Source organism: Dyella sp. SYSU CM1112, from assembly GCF_058216415.1.
On the sequence record NZ_JBZEGI010000004.1, the window covers coordinates 201,300 to 218,780 of the forward strand.

Here is a 17,481-nt window from a genome sequence, read left to right on the forward strand (position 1 = left end):
GGATGCGCGCGTATGACAGAGAGATGATGGGCGGCAGGTTTAATGCAGCCAGCTGCCCATCACGATAAGCGCGATCACACTCAGCCACGCGAGCAGTGCACGCAGGAGGGCATCGCGCAGTCGGCGCAATTCATGCAATGTGTCGGTTCGTTCTTCGACATAACCATCGCCACCTTCGATATCGGTCAGCACGTCTGCACGGGCGGCAGCGCCGAGGAAACCTGGCTCCGAGAGATACCAGCTGTTGGGCGCGGCTTGCTGATGCCAGCGGCGCCACGCGCCGATCACGGCGTCCCAATGACCCACCAGGGCCAGGGTGAACACCATCAGCTGTGCAGGAAGCCAATCCAGGCCATTGGCAAGGTAGCGCGCATAGGTGCGTGCGTCGGCATCGAGTGCCAACGAACGGTCATGCCCAAGTTGACGCGCAAGTCGATAGAGCAGCGCGCCGGCAGGGCCGAGCAGGAAGAACCACAGCAGCACCCCGAAGCGACGGCGCAGCGCCGCGTATACGGTGGCCTCGCCAAGATCCGCCGTGTGCCAGGCAATGAACTCGCCATCATCCGACAAGGCTTGGGCGGCGGATTCCCGACGGGCTTGATCCGGTGCTTTGAGAATCGCCTCCAGGTCGGCCTCAAAGGCATGCGGGCCGAATGAGAACAGCAGCACCACGAGTGCGAATGCCAGCCGCAGCAGATCGGCCAGCGGCAGCATGTGCAGCAACCAGATCACCAAGCTGCATATAGCGACGGGCACCAGCACCGATAGCAGCACGCGACCGATTCCGCTGGTGTCCGCCAGCTGATTCACCCAGCGACGGAAGCCGGCGTCGCCGCGCCAGTGTGCAAGCTGCGGCTGCAAATGCAGCAGCCCAAGAGCGATAAGCACGGCGAGCAAGCGAATAGCCATGAAGAAAGACTCCATTGGAGGAACGCATTGTATGCGAGCGGTGAGTCCCGTTCACGGACTCGCGACGAGCTGTCAACGGCTTACCAAGGTATCCAGGTCCATTCCTGCGCGGGTCATAAGCCAATGCGAGAGCAGTTGGTAAGACACGGAAAGGCGTGAGGGAAGTCCAAGGCTGCCATCTGCAAGACCGTCCACGATTTGCTGCGGCGTGAACCAGCGCGCGTCGTCCAGTTCGCCATCGCGAAGGCGAATGACCGAGGTGAGTGCCGTCGCAGTGAATCCGACCATCAATGATGCAGGCATCGGCCAGGGTTGCGAGGAGTGGTAGTGCACATCGCCGACGATGACACCCGCTTCTTCCGCAACTTCGCGGCGCACGGCGTCTTCCAATGCTTCACCTGGCTCGACAAAGCCCGCGAGCGTGGAATAGCGGCCAGCCGGCCAACTGGGTTGGCGCCCAAGCAGGCAGGCGCCCTGGTGCTCCACGATGACGATGATGGCAGCATCTGTGCGTGGAAAGTGCAGTCGACCACATGCGGGATTGGTGCATTGGGCTCGATGGCCGGAGGAAACCAGTAACAGTGGAGAGCCGCAGCGTGCACAGAAACGGGTTTCGCGTTGCCAATGTGCAAGCCCCTTGGCGTAAGCGAACAAACCTGCTTCGTCGGCTTTAAGCAGCAAGCCAGCTTCACGCAGCCCCATACGACGGGCATCGAAGGCTGCCTCCAGGGAGGCGATGTCGTCGCTTTCGTTGAGCAACAGCATGAAGTGCGGTTGCCCATCTGCCAGGCCGAGCAGGCTCCACGAGGCATGTCCCAGCAAGCGCTCGCGTTCCATGGCATTTAGCCAACGCAGCGCTTCTTCCTCTCGATGCAAAAAGGCCTCGCCGGCCGCATCCAGGACGAGATAGCGGGCATGGGGCGAACCGGCTTTGGCCGAGACCCACTCAAAAGCATCGCGTTGTTCGGAAACGCGATCGAGTGTCAGGCTGAGTCCGGCGAAAGTATTGAGCTTCGTCGATACCATTCGCACTGGCGATCGATTACGTCGAGAAGGAGGAGCCGCAACCGCAAGTCGTCTTGGCGTTCGGATTGCGGATGACAAACTGGGAACCGCTGAGGCTTTCCGTGTAATCGATCTCCGCGCCGGTGAGATACTGGAGCGACAGCGGATCCACCAGCAGCGTAACGCCTTCGCGATCCAGGGCGAAATCGTCTTCCGCGCGCGTTTCGTCGAACGTGAAGCCATACTGGAAGCCCGAGCATCCGCCGCCACTGATGTACACGCGCAACTTCAGTTCAGGATTGCCCTCTTCCTGGATGAGTTCATGCACTTTTCGCGCGGCAGCCTCGGTAAAAATGAGCGGGGCGCCGGCTTGGCGGTAATCGGGGATGGCTACGATGGTTTCCATGGCGCGGATATGGGGCTGGGGAACTGCGGACTCAAGCATATCAGCTCACATCCGCTAGCCGGGTGACGATGACGCTACAGTTCAGGCAGTCGCCGGTTCGGAGCGCACCTCCGGCGCTGGCAGCTCACGTTGGACGTGCTCATCGCCTACGTGTGTCATGCGACCGTTTACCTGTGCGCCTGCGGCCATTTCCAGCGAGGTATATCGGACATCGCCGCTGATCCGGGCTTGCGCGGCCAATTCCAGCCGCTCACTAGCGTAGATATCGCCTGTGACTTGTCCATTGATCATCGCGTGGGGTACACGCACTTCGCCCTGGACATGGCCGTGTTCGCTCAACGTAAATACGGCATGCGGGCCTTCACCCATCACGACACCCTCGATGCGCCCGTCCAGATGCAGGGTGCCGGTAAAGCGGACGTCGCCGCGGATGATTGTGCCGCGCGAAATCAGGCTGGTCTCAGCGTGGCGATCCACTTGTTCGTTGCGTTTACGGTTGAGCATCGGCATCCCCCTGAGTGATGGTGATTGGGCTAGATAAGGCATCGTTCCATGCGACAGTCCGGTTGACCGGATCGCCGCTATCGGGTCGCGCGGTGACTTGCAGCCGAGTGGGCCGGAAGTCGGGCGGTAGCGCGATGGTGGTATGCAACTGCTGGAAATAGCGGAACTTGAAGGGAAGTCCGTCTTTCTCGGCGGTATCGCCGAGCGTGGACCAATCGAGCTGCACAACTTTATTGTCGCGCAGACCTTCGACCGTGACGATGGCGGTGCCGCTGGTGTCGTCATCGCGCTTGATGTTTTGCGTGAGGCTGATCGTGATATTCCAGGCCGGTGAATGAGGCACTGACTGCAATGAAACCTCTTGCACCTTCAAGCCTTCGCGCTGTGCGCTTCCGCCGACAAGACGTGAATAAAAACCGAGATCGGCGCGTAGACCGTTGATCTGTTCGTCACGCTGCGAAATAGTTTTGCGCAGAGCCTGAGTGGCGATGTCGCCTACCTGTTGCGAGCGTTGCAGGTTGGCGACCTGTTGCTTGAGCGATTCGTTTTCAGTGGTTAGTGCACGCAAGGCGTGCCGCTCCGAGATGCGCGGTGCCACGTCCTTCCATGTGCCCGCGGCCAACGCCACGACAGCGGCCACCAGCAACAAGCTACCTAGCCACGCAAGACCCAGCCACACCATCCGGCGACGCTGGCTGGCAGCGTCGTGCGGACGTACGACATAGCGCGGAGGCGGGCGGGAAACCATGCGCAACCCTTGCGGGAAAAGATGGGGTATAGCCCGTCCGTGATGAAACCGTCAAGGAATAGTCGGCCGCTTTGTGCCGCTCATCGCTTCGGCGCGGTGCGAAGCGTGTGTTTTTAACTTTAACTTTCCATTTTCGATTGCAGGTAACGCTCGGCGCCGATGTCCTTGACCAAGCTGAGCTGCGTTTCCAGCCAATCGATGTGTTCTTCTTCATCGTGAAGAATGTGCTTGAACAGATCTCGACTCACGTAGTCGCCGATGCCTTCGCTGTGCGCGATGGCGGCACGTAGGTCCTGCGTGGCAGCCAGTTCCAGATCAAGATCGCCTTGAATGCACTCCAGCGTGTTTTCACCGATGCGCAATTTGCCGAGATGTTGCAAATTCGGAAGGCCTTCCAAAAACAGAATCCGTTCGATGAGACGATCGGCATGCTTCATCTCGTCAATCGATTCCTTGTACTCGTGCTCGGCCAGTTCCTCGTAACCCCAGTTCTTGAACATGCGGTAGTGCAAGAAATACTGGTTGATTGCGGTCAGTTCGTTGTAGAGCACCTTGTTGAGAAACTCGATGACCTTGCCATCGCCTTTCATGGCCATTCTCCGCATGTGGCTGAAAGCGGCACTATACGTGCTCTGATTGGCAGCATGGCGCCGTAAACGCTATTTGAGCGCAATCCTGCTCATCGCCAAAACGCGATAGCGCGCGATACAGCAAAAGAAAATCAGGCGGCGACCAGGATGGGCAGGTCGAGCGAAACCTGCGTTATCGCCTTATCGAGCGTGGTGCGAGCTTCGTTCTCGCAACAGCCACAGCAATCGGAGCAGCCGGTGCGAGCCTGAAGCTCCGCAAAGCTTCGTACTCCATCGGCGGCTGCGCGGCGGATGTCGTGATCGGTAACAGCATTGCACAGGCAAATGTACATGCCCGCATTACAATGCGAATGCGAATGATTGTCAACTGGAGTCGTAAAGAGCCGACCCGGCCGTTCAGGCAGCTCGCCTGCCGCGCCCGGGACGAATGTGCAATTGCGGCTGCGGGCCAAGTTCAATGCGCAGCATGCTTTCGACCAAGGGGGCGAAGTGGCGCAGCGCACGGTGATAGACGTCGCGCTTGAAATTGACCACATGGATAGCCGGGTACCAGAAATCCACCCAGCGCCAAAGGTCAAATTCCGGCTTTTCCGAGGCGTCCAGGCGCAGGGAGTCATCGCCGCTCATCAGCTTGAGCAAGAACCAGACTTGCTTCTGGCCGATGCAGGTGGGGTGCTGATGATGGCGGATATAACGGCTGGGCAGCTTGTAGCGCAGCCAGCCGCGAGTGCTGGCAAGCACCTCGACATGTTGAGGCAGCAGGCCGGTTTCCTCGAAAAGCTCCCGGTACATGGCCTCCAGCGGCGTTTCGTCGCTGTGCATGCCACCTTGCGGAAACTGCCAGCCGTCACGATGGACGCGGCGCGCCCAGAACAGCCGGCCGTCTGCATTCAGCAGCACGATGCCCACATTCGGACGGTAGCCATCAATGTCAATCATCCAGCCTCCTCGGGTTTCCTGCGCTTTGAGCACGTATGACCCGAGATCGATTCAACCACAGCCTGCGAAGCGGGAGCAAGCCAACTACTTGAACCGCGGGGCTAGCCCGATTACACTGCCGCGCCCCGCCTGAATCAGTCCGATCCACTTCGTGGACCGCGCACCCTTTGGCTATGTAGCTCAGCCGGTTAGAGCACAGCACTCATAATGCTGGGGTCGGTGGTTCGAGTCCACCCATAGCCACCATATAAGCATCCGTATCTGTCCAATGGCGTCCTGGAAACCCAGATGTATCAAGGGTTTCCGGCCATCGTGGCGTCCAGTCCTGTCCAGCCCTGTCCATTGAAATCCGGGGGCAACCGGGGGCAGTATTGGGGGCAGGTGCTGTTGCCTCCAGAGAGTTGCCCCCATGGCACTTTCCGATACCGCTATACGCAAGGCAAAACCCGCCGACAAGCCTCAGCGCTTGTTTGACGGCGGGGGGCTGTACCTCGAAATTGCTCCTTCCGGGGGCAAGTGGTGGCGCCTGAAATACCGGTTTGGGGGCAAGGAGAAGCGCCTGTCCTTGGGAACCTATCCGGACACCGGACTGACCGATGCACGTGAGAGGCGAGACGCCGCACGCAAGCTGCTGGCACAGGGTGTTGATCCTGGTCTGCAGCGCAAGGCTGAAAAGGCTGCCGGCATGGAACGCGCGGCCAACAGCTTCGAAGTCGTGGCCCGCGAGTGGCTGGCAGTAAAGAAACCTGAATGGACAGTCGGCCAATATGACAAGGAGCGTGGAAGGCTAGAGAACCACGCCTTCCCAAGGATTGGCGCCCTGCCCATCGCAAGCATCGGGGTGGCAGAAGTCCGTCCGCTGTTTATGCATCTGGTCAAGCAGGGCCATATCGAACAGGCCCATCGCCTGCGACACCAGCTTAGCCGGGTGTTCCGGTTTGCTGTCGCCACCGAACGCGCCAATCGGGATCCTGCAGCTGATCTACGCGACACTTTGCCTGCCCGTAACCCGAAGAATCATCCGACGATCACCGATCCGGAACGGGTGGGTGAGCTGATGCGTGCGATTGACGGCTTCACCGGTACGTTTTCGGTCCAATGTGCCTTGAAGCTTGCGCCCCTGTGGTTCTGCAGGCCTGGTGAGATACGCATGGCGGAGTGGGTACATTTCGATCTGGACGGAGAGCACCCCACTTACACGGTGCCGCCGGTGAACAGGAAGTTGAAGAAAGCTGCCAAAGAAAATCCCGCTACACCACCACATGTCGTGCCATTGAGCCGCCAAGCGCTGGAGATATTGCGCGACCTACAGAAGGTGACTGGGCGCGGCCGTTATCTGTTCCCAGGAGCGAGAGATCCGAAACGCCACATGTCAGATGGTGCGATAAACGCGGCTTTGGCTCGCCTTGGCTACAAAGGCGTTATCACGGGTCACGGCTTTCGCCATATGGCGCGCACACTACTCGGTGAACTCGGTTGGAACCCTGAAGCGTTGGAGCGTCAGTTGTCTCACAAGGAGGCTGGCGTTGTAGGTGTATATAACAAAGCTCAACACCTTCCAGAGCGGCGGAAGATCATGCAGGCATGGGCAGACTATCTGGATGATCTTCGTGTTGGCGCTAGGGTTCTCCAATTTGAGCGACAGTCAGCTTAGTTGCTCGATTCCACCGCTTTTCAAATCCACATCACCCGGATGAGCAGAGGGTGTTCTCTGCTCCTTCCGCATGTTTTCCATGCGGGGGTAACTTCCTTATGGAGTCTTGGTGATGTTCAACAATGCATGGGGTGGTTGCCCCTATCCGTCGCTGCTCGAATGCCTCGTCGTCTTTGCAGTCATCTTCTTGGCTGGCGTCCTGTGGTCATGGGGCCTGCGCCTATATGTGGCCAGGCGCTTGAAGGAGGACACCGATGCATGAAGTACTGCTGGATGACGAATGCGGTGTTGAGCTCATGGAACTCAAACCATGTTGCCCCAGGTGTCGATCATCGAGTGTTGAGTCGCGCCATCTGGCGAGGCGCTTTGGCGGTGCTGTCGGAGCCATCGTAGGAACGACTGGCGGTGTCGCTGCGGCTTTGGCCGGAGCGGAGATCGGCCTTCTTGGCGGTCCCATCGGGGCATTGCTCGGTGCGGCGGCTGGAGTGATTGTTGATGGCATTGTAGGTGGCGCTACCGGATGTGCTGCCGGATCGCGTCTGGGTGATGGCATCGACCGGAACATCCTGCATAACCGTCAGTGCCGCGACTGTGGCCACGCCTTCAGCGACAGGTCGTAATTTCTCAACGTTCTCGCTTTTTCTTCCCAACGCAGCATATCGCCCAGGGCCCGGTCATCCGGGCCCTGGGCGCTTATGCGCCTTCTATTAAGGAGTCACTCATGCATCTGGTTCAATCGATGGCCTATGTCGGGGAGCAGCCCTGGCATGGTCTGGGTACACGGCTTGTCCCCGATCAGCCGCTGGAAGTCTGGGCTCAACAAGCCGGTATGGACTGGCGGATCGAAGCCTGCGACGTTCGTTACATCGCCGGTCATCCATTCCCCGGTTCCCTGCACAAGTACCCCGAGCAGAAAGTGCTTTACCGCTCGGACACCAAGGCTCCGCTGTCGGTGGTATCCCGGCGCTTTAAGGTTGTGCAACCCGCAGAGGTCCTGGAGTTCTACCGCGACCTGACCGAGATCGGTGGCTACGAGATGGAAACGGCAGGCGTTCTCAAGGATGGTCGAAAGCTCTGGGCGTTGGCACGCACCGGCCAGAGCGTGACCCTGAAAGGCGGAGATACGATCAACGGTTACCTGCTGCTAGCCACGGCGTGTGATGGAACGCTGGCGACCACGGCTCAATTCACCTCGGTCCGAGTGGTTTGCAACAACACTCTGGCCGTTGCCCTGCGCGACGGTATCGGCGCGGTCAAAGTCCCACATCGCAGCGAATTTGATGCGCAGGCCGTCAAGCAACAGCTGGGCATCGCGGTCACGCCGTGGTCCTCGTTTGCCGATCACATCAAGGAACTGGCGAATTGCCGGATGGCGGAGAAAGCCGTCGAGACCTTTCTGACCAAGGTATTTGTCTACGGCCATTTGGATACGGCGGCGAAAGAACCTGCTTTCAACGAGCAGGCGGCTCAGAAAGTGCTTGCCCTCTATGCCGGCCAAGGCAAAGGCTCGGGCCTGTCATCGGCCAAAGGCACGGCATGGGGATTACTCAACAGCGTGACAGAGTACGTGGATCACCATCGTCGTTCCCGCAGCCATGATCATCGGCGGGATGCGGCATGGTTCGGGCAAGGTGCCCTGCTCAAACAGCGGGCATGCTGCGAAGCGTTCAAGCTGATTGCATAGCGACTGGCTAGGCGTGCGAGCCGCAAGGCTCGCGCGCTCATTTGCACAGTGTCCGTTTCAGTCTCGGTGTGGCGCCTGAGGAAGATGCTGCCAGTGACTACTTGCGGCGGCGCGGGGGCGATACCTGGCCTTCCAGCAAATCCGCAACATCTTTGTCCAGCACCAGTCCGAGCTTGCAAAGCACGAGCAGCGAAGGGTTGCCGATCTCTCGTTCTATTTGGCTGACGTAAGTCCGATCCACGTCAGCGTCAAGGGCTAACTGCTCCTGTGAGAGCTGCTTGTCGGCTCTCAGCATGCGGATATTGAGCGCCAACTGGTGACGCACGTGGTTGAAATCCCTAGCCATACCGGCAAGTTGCCGATTGTGGGATTGTTAATCCACGGGATATATTCTACAAAATGGGCGGCGTCAGATGCCGACTTAGCACAGGTATTCATTCACAACAGGGGAACAACATGGACGCCGTAACGCTGATTCTGATTTTGCTGACGACCTTCAATGTAACCATGCTGGTCATGAAGGTGTGGGGTGACAAGTTCCCGCAGCCGCATGCGCGAAACCTGCACGCCAACTGGTTACAGGGCTGGCGGAATACCCAAAACCCACTGCGGCGCTTCTGGATCCAGGTCATCGTGATGTTTGTGATCATGATGTTGTTCAACGCCGCCGACCAGATGTTCGTCGGCTTCCTGGTGTTTGTCCGCCTGATGATCTACTGCATTGGCTACAAGCGAGCCAAGCAGCAGCTTGTCCAAGTAACTGTCCCGCTCTCCTGACGCGGCATCAGGAGGGCCTGTCAACGCCGTCACGACGATGCTGACAGGCCTGTCGCGCAGTCATGCCCGAACGTGTGTTTCCCAGGCATTCGCGCCCAGCACTCTTCATTCGAAGTCGGTGCGACTTGCTATGGGCCGTGTCCCGTCCGCTTGCGCAAGCACGAACCCACGCGTTCAAACCCGACCTTCGTATCTCCATCACCCACTGACAGAGGTGTCATCGTGAAACGTATCAACTATGCGCTATTAGCGTTCGTAACCATCGCGGCCACGCTTACTCTCGCTGGCTGCGGTGACAGCAAGCAGATCTCTGAAGTGAAAGGACTGCCTTTCAATCTCGTCAATAGCATAGACCTTCCCCAAAACCTGACGGTGGATCAAGCGCTAGACAACCGGAAGGTTTGTAACCACATCAAGTGGACGACGGATAAGGACAATCAGGGCGAAACCATCGTTACTTACCGGTGCGACTACAAGGGCGTCGATGATTCACTGTTCGTAAAAAACAGCGGCTTGGATGTGGAGTCGGCTGGTGACGTCTACCAATGGACCTATGGGCGTGATGACAAGCCGGCGCTGACAGCGGTGGCGGCCATCATCAATCAGAAGGGTGGTAAGTCAGTCGACATCGCTCCGGGTCAATCGGTCAATTACACCATCTGGTTGGCGTTCCATGACACGGCGAAGAACTTCGATGAAGCCTATTCGCAGCTGACGGGTAAGGCGGTTCCGCCGCCGCCGGAAGCGACCAAGTCGGCATCACCGATTCCGGACACGACCTACGGCAACAAGCTGGCGCAGTTTTTCCCAGGCCAGCAACCGCTCAATGCTGCGATACACGCATACCTTCAGAAGGGGATTTCCCAATCAGTGCACATGCAGCGCATCGATTCGCTCGGTTATCTCGAACTGGAAGACAGCTCCGAAGCCAGAGCGGCGGTATACCCTGTCGATCCGGCGGATGTCCAAATCGCTTTGAAAGTGGATCCGTACACCATTCATGACACGGGCATCGGTCCTCCGGACGAGCTTCAGGATAACAAGCTCGTTTGCCTGAACGAGGTCTGCTACAACAAGAATGGTCATCTCGTTGGAAAGGCTCCTCCGGAAGTGGTGGCAAAGGAAACCCGCGGCGCCACTGTCGACCAATTTGGCCGGGTACTGCCGAACGCCCAAGTGCAACAATCGGTACAAGCGGTGCAAGCCTCAAGCCAACAGGCGATGCAGCAGGCTGTCCAGCAGGACACGGGGCTTCCTACGGGCAGTGATGATGATTGGCCCGCCATGACCCCGTGCATCAAGAAGCTGGACGATGCGTATGTCAAGGCCGCTCAAGCCCAGGACACGGACGAGACGGTCAGTATCGACCAGATGAAGGAATGGGCTTCGACTTGCAAAGCACTGGGTCAGTAATAAGAAACGGGCCGCCCAAAGGTGGCCCGCTTGGGGCGTCGGCCATCCATAGGCAGATGGGCTAATCTCCGCCAGATCTAAGAGCGTAAATCCCGCGACCTTGTTCTCGATTTGGTGTGACGGAAGCAAATTAAAGATAGGCGATCACAGCCCAGGCGCTGCGATGCCTTCCTTTGTGCGATGGAGAAATTTTTTTGCGATCGGTCTCAGCCTGGTCTTGCGTGGCATGAAACATGCTCGCTTGTTATGTTCGCCACCAAAAGGCTGAGTAGAGGTTGTGCTATCGCGATCGGATCCGCGTGCGTGCCGTACCATCATTTCTTGTAAGGGGGATCTGTGCCGTCCAGCTTAACGTGGATCGATCATGACAATGCCGCGCGTGAGCGTAGCTACCAACTGCTCCATGCCTTCACTCAGAGCGATACTCGCGACGAGTTGGGTATAGGCTCCATTCGCGACGCGATCGCCGATCGGCTTTTCCCGGGCACCTCCGTCATCCAGACGCGCCTACGCTACATGTTGCTTCTACCTCAATTGTTCATGCGCATGGAGAGAGACCGGATACCTGCCGCAAAATTCAAGAAAGTCGCACGAGAGCGGGAACTCGCGTTGAATGATAGCCTGGTCAAGGAAGACCATGCCTTTGGCAAATCCGCTGGCCATCAACTGCAGCGTCTAGCCAGTTCCGTCTACTGGGCCGGCCTTGGCAGCTGGGGTATTCGTACGTGGCGAGGTACCCAGCAGGAGTACTTTCGTCACATCGATTTCATTTACACCGCTCGAGCGCGGAAGCGCAAGAAAGATGACGGTGATTGGCTGGACCCCGAACAGGGCTACACGTGGCATCCGTCGTTGCGTGAAATCGTTGCCGAAGACGCGCTCGAAAGCGGCTCTTTGCGACTTTGTCGCGACGAAGCCATGTTCATTCGCGAACAGTGGAAGCGTCACCATCCGCATTCATTGTTGACATGGTTGGCGTTCGATCCTTCGTCCCTGCGCCAGGATGTCCGGGCCGACATGCCATGGCTTCATCCCCGCCAGCATGAGTTCCCACCGGCAATGCGCGCGCTCGTCGATCATGGACGGCGTTTTTCCAAATTGGTGGAAGGGGCGGCGCTCCTCTACAACTACCTACTCAGCGAGTTTGCGGGACGTAAAGACTCCATCGCTGAATACCAAGACGAACTACGCGATTGGACGCATGGCGCCCTTCAGGTCAGACTGCATGACTGGAACATCACTGACTTCTGGCAGCACGTGCAAGAAAACGGGCATGCCATTGCACCGAGTACCCAACGTTTCGTCAGCGAGTGGCTGCACATTGTCACCGAAACCCGTGGCAAAGTGACCGACTCCACAGCAGCACGAAGCCTTATCGAGCGTCGAGAACAAACGATTAAGCGGGAACGATCTCGCTTTCGCCACGACAACATTAGCAAGTGGGGCGGGCGATCCGGTTTGGTCGCGCTTAGCTATCGTTGGAATATCACCAGCCGCTTCCTGATTGACCTTGCGACAGGCTTGGAGGCAGCATGATCCACCCGTCGGCACGAAGTACCCTAGTTGAGGCCATCACGCCGCCGACGGGTTACGAATTTGACACGGGCATCGCTACCACCTACTCACTTGATATAGGAACGTTGCTGGTGCTGCCGATCCATCTGGCCTGGCTTGCGGCCAGCGACGACGACACTGTGCGGCACGATCCCATCCGGTTGCTAGAAGGACTGCGTCGTGTAGCCAAACACCTGAGCGTCTTCGTCGATCGTGGACGCCTCCAAACTCCGCGCATGACGAACAGCATGATGGGGCTTGCCGAGGCTATGATTCACGAGGTCACGGCGCCCCATGGCGGCGCGTTCCATCCGAAAGTGTGGGTATTGCGTTTCCTGCGCGATGGTGATCGGCAGAAGCCGTTCATCCGCCTGCTGGTCCTCTCCCGCAACGTGACCGACGACTGTTCGTGGGACTTGAACTTGTGCCTGGAAGGCGTGCGCGAAGGCGGCATCCATGCGATGAACCGCGAAATCGCTGATTTCGTGCACCGCCTGCCCGGACTCTCTCGTAAGGCCCTGCCCGCTGATAGGTGTACTGAGATTGAATCCCTGGCCGAAGATGTGCGTCGCTGCCAATGGGATCTTCCCGAAGGCTTTCAGGAGATCGCCTTTCATGTCATTGGCATGGGTGACAGGCCACGCCCATGGCAAGTCCCCGACGCTGAAGACGCGGTTGTGGTGTCTCCGTTCGTCACAGATCAGGCGTTATGCGCGGTGGCCGACCGCGTGCGATCCGCCCCATCGCTGGTCTCTCGCACCGAGGAATTGGCGCTGCTCGATGATGCGACCCGTGCTCGATTCCAGTCCATACAGGTCCTCAGCAACGAGGCTGACATAGGCAGTGAAGAGGACGAGTCTGGCAGCGCACTTCGTGGTTTGCATGCCAAGGCGTTCGTATTGAGGCGTGGCGCGTGGACTCGCGTCTTCGTTGGCTCCGTCAACTGCACCACCGCCGCGATGAGCGGTCGCAATGTTGAGATCATGGCCGAACTCACGGGACATCACGGCAAAGTCGGCACACCGGTCGATTGGGTGTCGGAAAAAGGCATCGGTCCAGTGTTGACGACGTACCAACCGGGTAATGTTGAGTGCCTGAAGGAACAACGAGCCGCGGAGGCGGCACTGGACGAAGTTCGTCGCGCCATCATGGCCGCCAACCTCACGTTGACATGTGAGCACGCAGAAGGCGGGAGTTATCGCCTAGTCCTGCGCGGTGTTCAGGTGCTCGCCGATCTCAAGGCCGAGGTGAGGGCATGGCCGTTAACAGTTCGGCCGGAAAATCAGAAGACGCTCGAAGACATCGCCGAATGCGTATTAGGTATCTTCCCCGCGCATGAAGTGACGTCGCTCGTCGGCTTCCATATTCGAATGGCGAAAGATGAATTGAGCTTCGGCATGGAATTACCGCTGGCCAACCCACCGGCCGAGCGCGAGGAAAATATCCTGGCCCACGTCCTACGCAATCGTGCCGCCTTTCTGCGCTACCTCGCGTTGCTACTGGGTGAAGCTGAAGATAGCTCGTTCAAGAACCATCAGGAAAACACGGGGATCTGGACAGAATTCGGCGAGACATTTGAAGGCGAGATGCCGCCCATTTTTGAATCCTTAGTTCGGGCATTTTCGCGAGACCGCACAAAACTCATCCATGTGGCTGGCGTGGTTGAAAAACTTCGGCAGGCGATGTCGGAATCGGGCGAAACGTTGATTCCCGAGGAATTCTTGTCGATGTGGACCGTTTTTGAGGAAGCCATGAAGTTGGAGGCAACATGGTGAGTGCGACAAAGTCACGATTCAGCGCAGCACCGGTCCTGAATCGACTCAAGGACTTCCAAAAGCGCACGGTCGACTACGCATTCCAAAGTATGTTCCTGGATCCACAACCTTCGCGCCGCTTTTTGGTCGCGGACGAGGTGGGGCTCGGCAAGACCCTGGTGGCGCGCGGTGTCATCGCCAAGACCCTGGAACATGTGCTGGGTAAGACCGGCCGTGTCGACATCATCTATATCTGTTCGAATGCTGACATCGCCACGCAAAACATCGCGCGGCTCAATGTGATCGGGAAGCACGCGTTCGTCGAAGCGACACGCCTCACATTGCTACCGCTCAAGGTGAGAGAGCTACGCGAGCGTGATATCAATTTCATCAGTTTCACCCCTGGGACGACCTTTGATCATGGTCGCCGCACCGGGCGCATGGAGGAGCGTCGACTGATCTATCAGATGCTCAAAGGACGTCTTGAGATCAATAAGAGGGGACTTGCGCGCCTACTCAAGGGGAATCTTCAAACTTCGAATTGGCGAAAGAGGCTCAATGAAAGCCAGGTCTTTGATACGTCCATCGCTGAAGATTTCAGGAAAGTGCTCGCCAAAGACGTGATTACCGAAAAGTTGCGCGTCTTGGCTGACGGTATGTCAGGACGGACAGCCACGCCGGCACAGAAACAAGAAGCGCTAGAACTCACGGGCAAGTTGCGAGCCATTTTGGCACGATGCTGCCTCGCCGCTCTCAATCCTGAACTCGTGATTCTGGATGAATTCCAGCGCTTCCGCGATCTTCTGGCGGATCCCGATGATCCGAACAGCAATCCCTCCGCGGAATTGGCTCACCAGCTATTCAACCACTCCAACGACCTTCGTGTGCTGTTGCTGTCGGCGACGCCCTACAAGATGTACGCAGCTCACCACGAAGAGGAAAACCATCACCAGGACTTTCTCAAGACCGCGCGGTTTCTTCTCGACGATACATCGAAGGTCGATACGCTTAAGGCCGAGCTCCGCGACTTCCGCAATGCGTTGATGGACGTTACCAATCTCGATGCTGCTCTGGAGCGCCCAGTTCAAGCCAAGTCACGGATCGAGGGCATACTGAAACGCGTGATGTGCCGAACGGAACGCGTCGGTACCACGATGAGCCTTGACGCTATGGTCCAGGAGCGGCGAGAGACCGTGCCCGTCACAGCGGAAGACATCCTGGATTTCCGCTGTATTGATCAGATGAGCAAAGCAATCGACGCCCCCCATCCGCTCGAATACTGGCGATCGAGCCCGTACCTGCTGAACTTCATGAAAGAGGGTACCTATGAACTCAAACATAGGCTGGTGGACAGAAAATACAACACGACGGCCGCCCATGTGTTTGAAACCTGTGGCGGCTACCGTTTGCTCCAGAGAAACGATATTGGAAGGTACCAACCGCTTGATGCGGCCAATGCACGCCTCAGGACCCTTGTTAGCGATATCGACCGCAATCAGTCATGGCGGCTCTTATGGGTTCCGCCGTCCTTGCCCTATTGGGCTGGCGAAGGCGCTTACAAGGATGCTGACGGATTTACCAAGACCTTAGTGTTTTCAAGCTGGAATGTTGTTCCCGATGCCATCGCGAGCCTGCTTTCCTACCATGTGGAATTGAAGTCCGTCGCCGGGTTGGCACGCCGTCCTCGCTACGAACAATTGACCAAGCGGCTCAAACCACGCCTGCGCTTCCCGGGAAAGTCGGACGGAAGCTTCCCCGGCATGAATGCGCTCACGCTGATGTACCCGTCCGAAGTACTCGCCAATCTGGTGGAACCCTTTGGCGTGTTCGTCGAGTCCCACGGGAGCGCCTCGCTGGCTAATGTTCGCGCACTAGTTCGCGACCGCGTCGCCAAAGCACTCCAGTCCGTATCGCTGCCTGCGCTCGATAAGTTCGCGCCGCACGATCGACGTTGGTATTGGATTGCCTTGGTGTTGATGGAGCGCCAATTCCATCCAGGTATGCGTGAGTGGTGCCAGGCGCATTGGAACATCCTTCCTAGCGAGGACGGCGCCGAGCTGGACGATGACGTTGAGTCCAGGAGTGGATTTCAGCGACACGTCAAACAATGGCTTACGGCATGGGACAACGCGGACCTCAAGCTGGGCCGCGTCCCCGAGGATTTGGTCGACGTACTCGCTGACATAGCGTTGGCTGGCCCCGCCGTCTGTGCCTATCGTTCCTTGCGACGCATTGTCGGGCCGACCAGGGCGTCGCTCAATGCCTGTCGATCGGCCGCTGTCCGCATTGCCGATGGCTTGCGCCGGCAATTCAATGCCCCTGAAGCGATCGCTACGTTGCAACAGGATGACGATGACGACGCCTATTGGCAACGAGTCTTGCACTACAGTGCGGAAGGCAACCTGCAATCGCTACTGGACGAATACGTCCATCTTGAAAACGAGGACAAGACCAGCAGCGAGACCGATTCAAATAAGGTCGCAGAAGAGGTCGCTGCATCCATCTTCAACGCCGCGAGCATTCGCACTAGTCAACTGCACCCGGACTACCCCTCTATCTCGGAAGGGCAGTTTCAGATGAATCCACAGCCGCTTTCTCTACGCTGCCGCTATGCGTTGCGCTACGGCAACGCGAAGGAAGAAGACGGCGCGGTGGCCCGAAAAGAAATCGTTCGCGCAGCATTCAATTCGCCTTTCCGGCCCTTCGTGCTCGCCTCCACTTCCGTGGGACAGGAAGGCCTGGATTTCCATTCCTGGTGCCATGCCGTCGTTCATTGGAATATACCGAACAACCCGGTGGATCTGGAGCAGCGCGAAGGACGCGTTAACCGATACAAAGGTCATGCCGTGCGCAGGAACGTGGCGAAGATCGGTCATCGAGAGCTTACCGTCGAAGCAACCGATCCATGGATGCAGATGTTCGAATCGGCTCGGCGACGGCGCGTGAGAGGCGCCTCCGATCTCATTCCTTATTGGATTTGCGAGATCCCAGGGGGAGCTAAGGTTGAACGCAGGGTGTTCGATCTACCCATGAGTAAGGATGCTTCTCGCCTTCGGCAGATGAAGTCGAGCTTGGCACTTTATCGAATGGTATTCGGGCAACCTCGCCAGGATGACCTCATAGAGCATCTGCTTCGCAATTTCCCTGATCACAGTCACGCATCAAAACTCATGGAGCAATGGAGAATCGATTTAGAACCACCTCACTTATAAGACGTTCGTATACGCAGGATATGTGCCGTGCACCTCGCACTGAGATCCAAGTGCGATGCGGTGCTAACGGCTATAGAACAAAGATCTCGCCGACTTTCGTAAGCCAGTCCTAGCGCTAAACCAAGAGAGTGTCGAGTCGGTAACTAGTTTCGGGTTTTGAATCAGGGGGAGCAAAGCACCCGGCACCGATGGGCGTCAAAGCTCCGCTCGCTGCCAATATGAAGAAGTCGTTACGAGGGCTTGTCTTCCAGAGCAACCAGGGAAGCTTGGCTGCGGGTCATTGGTGGGTGTTTTACTTCGCTCGCTATACGATGGGTACTTTGGTTCGGGCG

General features: G+C 57.8%; 17 protein-coding genes and 1 tRNA gene. 8 read left to right on the forward strand and 10 right to left on the reverse strand.

The genetic code is table 11. The annotated features are described in order from the left end of the window. Nucleotides 1–39: 39 nt before the first annotated feature. The 8 genes from AC4HNJ_RS08245 to AC4HNJ_RS08280 form a co-directional block, all read right to left on the reverse strand. A complete protein-coding gene (locus tag AC4HNJ_RS08245) occupies nt 40–909 on the reverse strand; it encodes a beta-lactamase induction protein (protein ID WP_490479072.1) in 870 nt (289 codons plus the stop codon). A 72-nt stretch (nt 910–981) separates the two neighbouring features. Further along, on the reverse strand, nt 982–1,935 hold the full coding sequence (gene nudC / locus AC4HNJ_RS08250; RefSeq protein ID WP_490479073.1) for an NAD(+) diphosphatase: 954 nt from the start codon (nt 1,933–1,935) through the stop codon (nt 982–984). Between the two features lie 16 nt (nt 1,936–1,951). Continuing rightward, a complete protein-coding gene (gene erpA, locus AC4HNJ_RS08255; protein ID WP_490479199.1) occupies nt 1,952–2,320 on the reverse strand; it encodes an iron-sulfur cluster insertion protein ErpA in 369 nt (122 codons plus the stop codon). A gap of 81 nt (nt 2,321–2,401) precedes the next feature. Continuing rightward, entirely contained in the window at nt 2,402–2,824 is a 423-nt protein-coding gene (locus tag AC4HNJ_RS08260) for a bactofilin family protein (protein ID WP_490479074.1), read from the reverse strand. Continuing rightward, nucleotides 2,811–3,572, reverse strand: coding sequence for a DUF6776 family protein (locus tag AC4HNJ_RS08265; protein ID WP_490479075.1), 762 nt, complete (start codon nt 3,570–3,572; stop codon nt 2,811–2,813). The genes AC4HNJ_RS08260 and AC4HNJ_RS08265 overlap by 14 nt, the downstream gene beginning before the upstream one ends. Before the next feature lie 119 nt (nt 3,573–3,691). Beyond that, a complete protein-coding gene (gene bfr / locus AC4HNJ_RS08270) occupies nt 3,692–4,162 on the reverse strand; it encodes a bacterioferritin (protein WP_490479076.1) in 471 nt (156 codons plus the stop codon). A gap of 131 nt (nt 4,163–4,293) precedes the next feature. After that, a complete protein-coding gene (locus AC4HNJ_RS08275; protein WP_490479077.1) occupies nt 4,294–4,494 on the reverse strand; it encodes a (2Fe-2S)-binding protein in 201 nt (66 codons plus the stop codon). A 64-nt stretch (nt 4,495–4,558) separates the two neighbouring features. Next, nucleotides 4,559–5,101, reverse strand: coding sequence for an RNA pyrophosphohydrolase (locus AC4HNJ_RS08280; protein WP_490479078.1), 543 nt, complete (start codon nt 5,099–5,101; stop codon nt 4,559–4,561). 169 nt (nt 5,102–5,270) lie between these two features. On the opposite strand from AC4HNJ_RS08280, the gene AC4HNJ_RS08285 reads away from it, so the two are divergent. After that, nucleotides 5,271–5,347: transfer RNA gene (locus tag AC4HNJ_RS08285), tRNA-Met, on the forward strand. A 163-nt stretch (nt 5,348–5,510) separates the two neighbouring features. Continuing rightward, nucleotides 5,511–6,755, forward strand: a complete 1,245-nt coding sequence (locus AC4HNJ_RS08290) for a tyrosine-type recombinase/integrase (RefSeq protein ID WP_490479079.1) — start codon at nt 5,511–5,513, stop codon at nt 6,753–6,755. 329 nt (nt 6,756–7,084) lie between these two features. Here AC4HNJ_RS08290 and AC4HNJ_RS08295 read toward each other — a convergent pair whose 3' ends face one another. Then, entirely contained in the window at nt 7,085–7,354 is a 270-nt protein-coding gene (locus AC4HNJ_RS08295) for a hypothetical protein (protein ID WP_490479080.1), read from the reverse strand. Nucleotides 7,355–7,476: 122 nt separating this feature from the next. Here AC4HNJ_RS08295 and AC4HNJ_RS08300 point away from each other — a divergent pair, with 122 nt between their 5' ends. Continuing rightward, nucleotides 7,477–8,439: a DUF932 domain-containing protein gene (locus AC4HNJ_RS08300; RefSeq protein ID WP_490479081.1), complete on the forward strand. Its 963-nt coding sequence runs from the start codon at nt 7,477–7,479 to the stop codon at nt 8,437–8,439. 97 nt (nt 8,440–8,536) lie between these two features. Here AC4HNJ_RS08300 and AC4HNJ_RS08305 read toward each other — a convergent pair whose 3' ends face one another. Further along, complete coding sequence (locus tag AC4HNJ_RS08305) at nt 8,537–8,785, reverse strand: helix-turn-helix domain-containing protein (protein WP_490479082.1); 249 nt, start codon at nt 8,783–8,785, stop codon at nt 8,537–8,539. Between the two features lie 110 nt (nt 8,786–8,895). Here AC4HNJ_RS08305 and AC4HNJ_RS08310 point away from each other — a divergent pair, with 110 nt between their 5' ends. From AC4HNJ_RS08310 to AC4HNJ_RS08330, 5 genes are all read left to right on the forward strand, one after another. Next, nucleotides 8,896–9,216, forward strand: coding sequence for a hypothetical protein (locus AC4HNJ_RS08310; RefSeq protein ID WP_490479083.1), 321 nt, complete (start codon nt 8,896–8,898; stop codon nt 9,214–9,216). Between the two features lie 222 nt (nt 9,217–9,438). After that, on the forward strand, nt 9,439–10,629 hold the full coding sequence (locus AC4HNJ_RS08315; protein ID WP_490479084.1) for a hypothetical protein: 1,191 nt from the start codon (nt 9,439–9,441) through the stop codon (nt 10,627–10,629). Between the two features lie 336 nt (nt 10,630–10,965). Continuing rightward, nucleotides 10,966–12,165 (forward strand): DUF6361 family protein, encoded by a 1,200-nt coding sequence (locus AC4HNJ_RS08320; RefSeq protein ID WP_490479085.1) that lies wholly within the window; start codon nt 10,966–10,968, stop codon nt 12,163–12,165. Continuing rightward, complete coding sequence (locus AC4HNJ_RS08325; protein ID WP_490479086.1) at nt 12,162–13,958, forward strand: phospholipase D family protein; 1,797 nt, start codon at nt 12,162–12,164, stop codon at nt 13,956–13,958. The genes AC4HNJ_RS08320 and AC4HNJ_RS08325 overlap by 4 nt, the downstream gene beginning before the upstream one ends. Continuing rightward, nucleotides 13,952–17,149 (forward strand): helicase-related protein, encoded by a 3,198-nt coding sequence (locus AC4HNJ_RS08330; protein WP_490479087.1) that lies wholly within the window; start codon nt 13,952–13,954, stop codon nt 17,147–17,149. Before AC4HNJ_RS08325 ends, AC4HNJ_RS08330 begins: the two co-directional genes overlap by 7 nt. Nucleotides 17,150–17,481 lie beyond the last annotated feature (332 nt).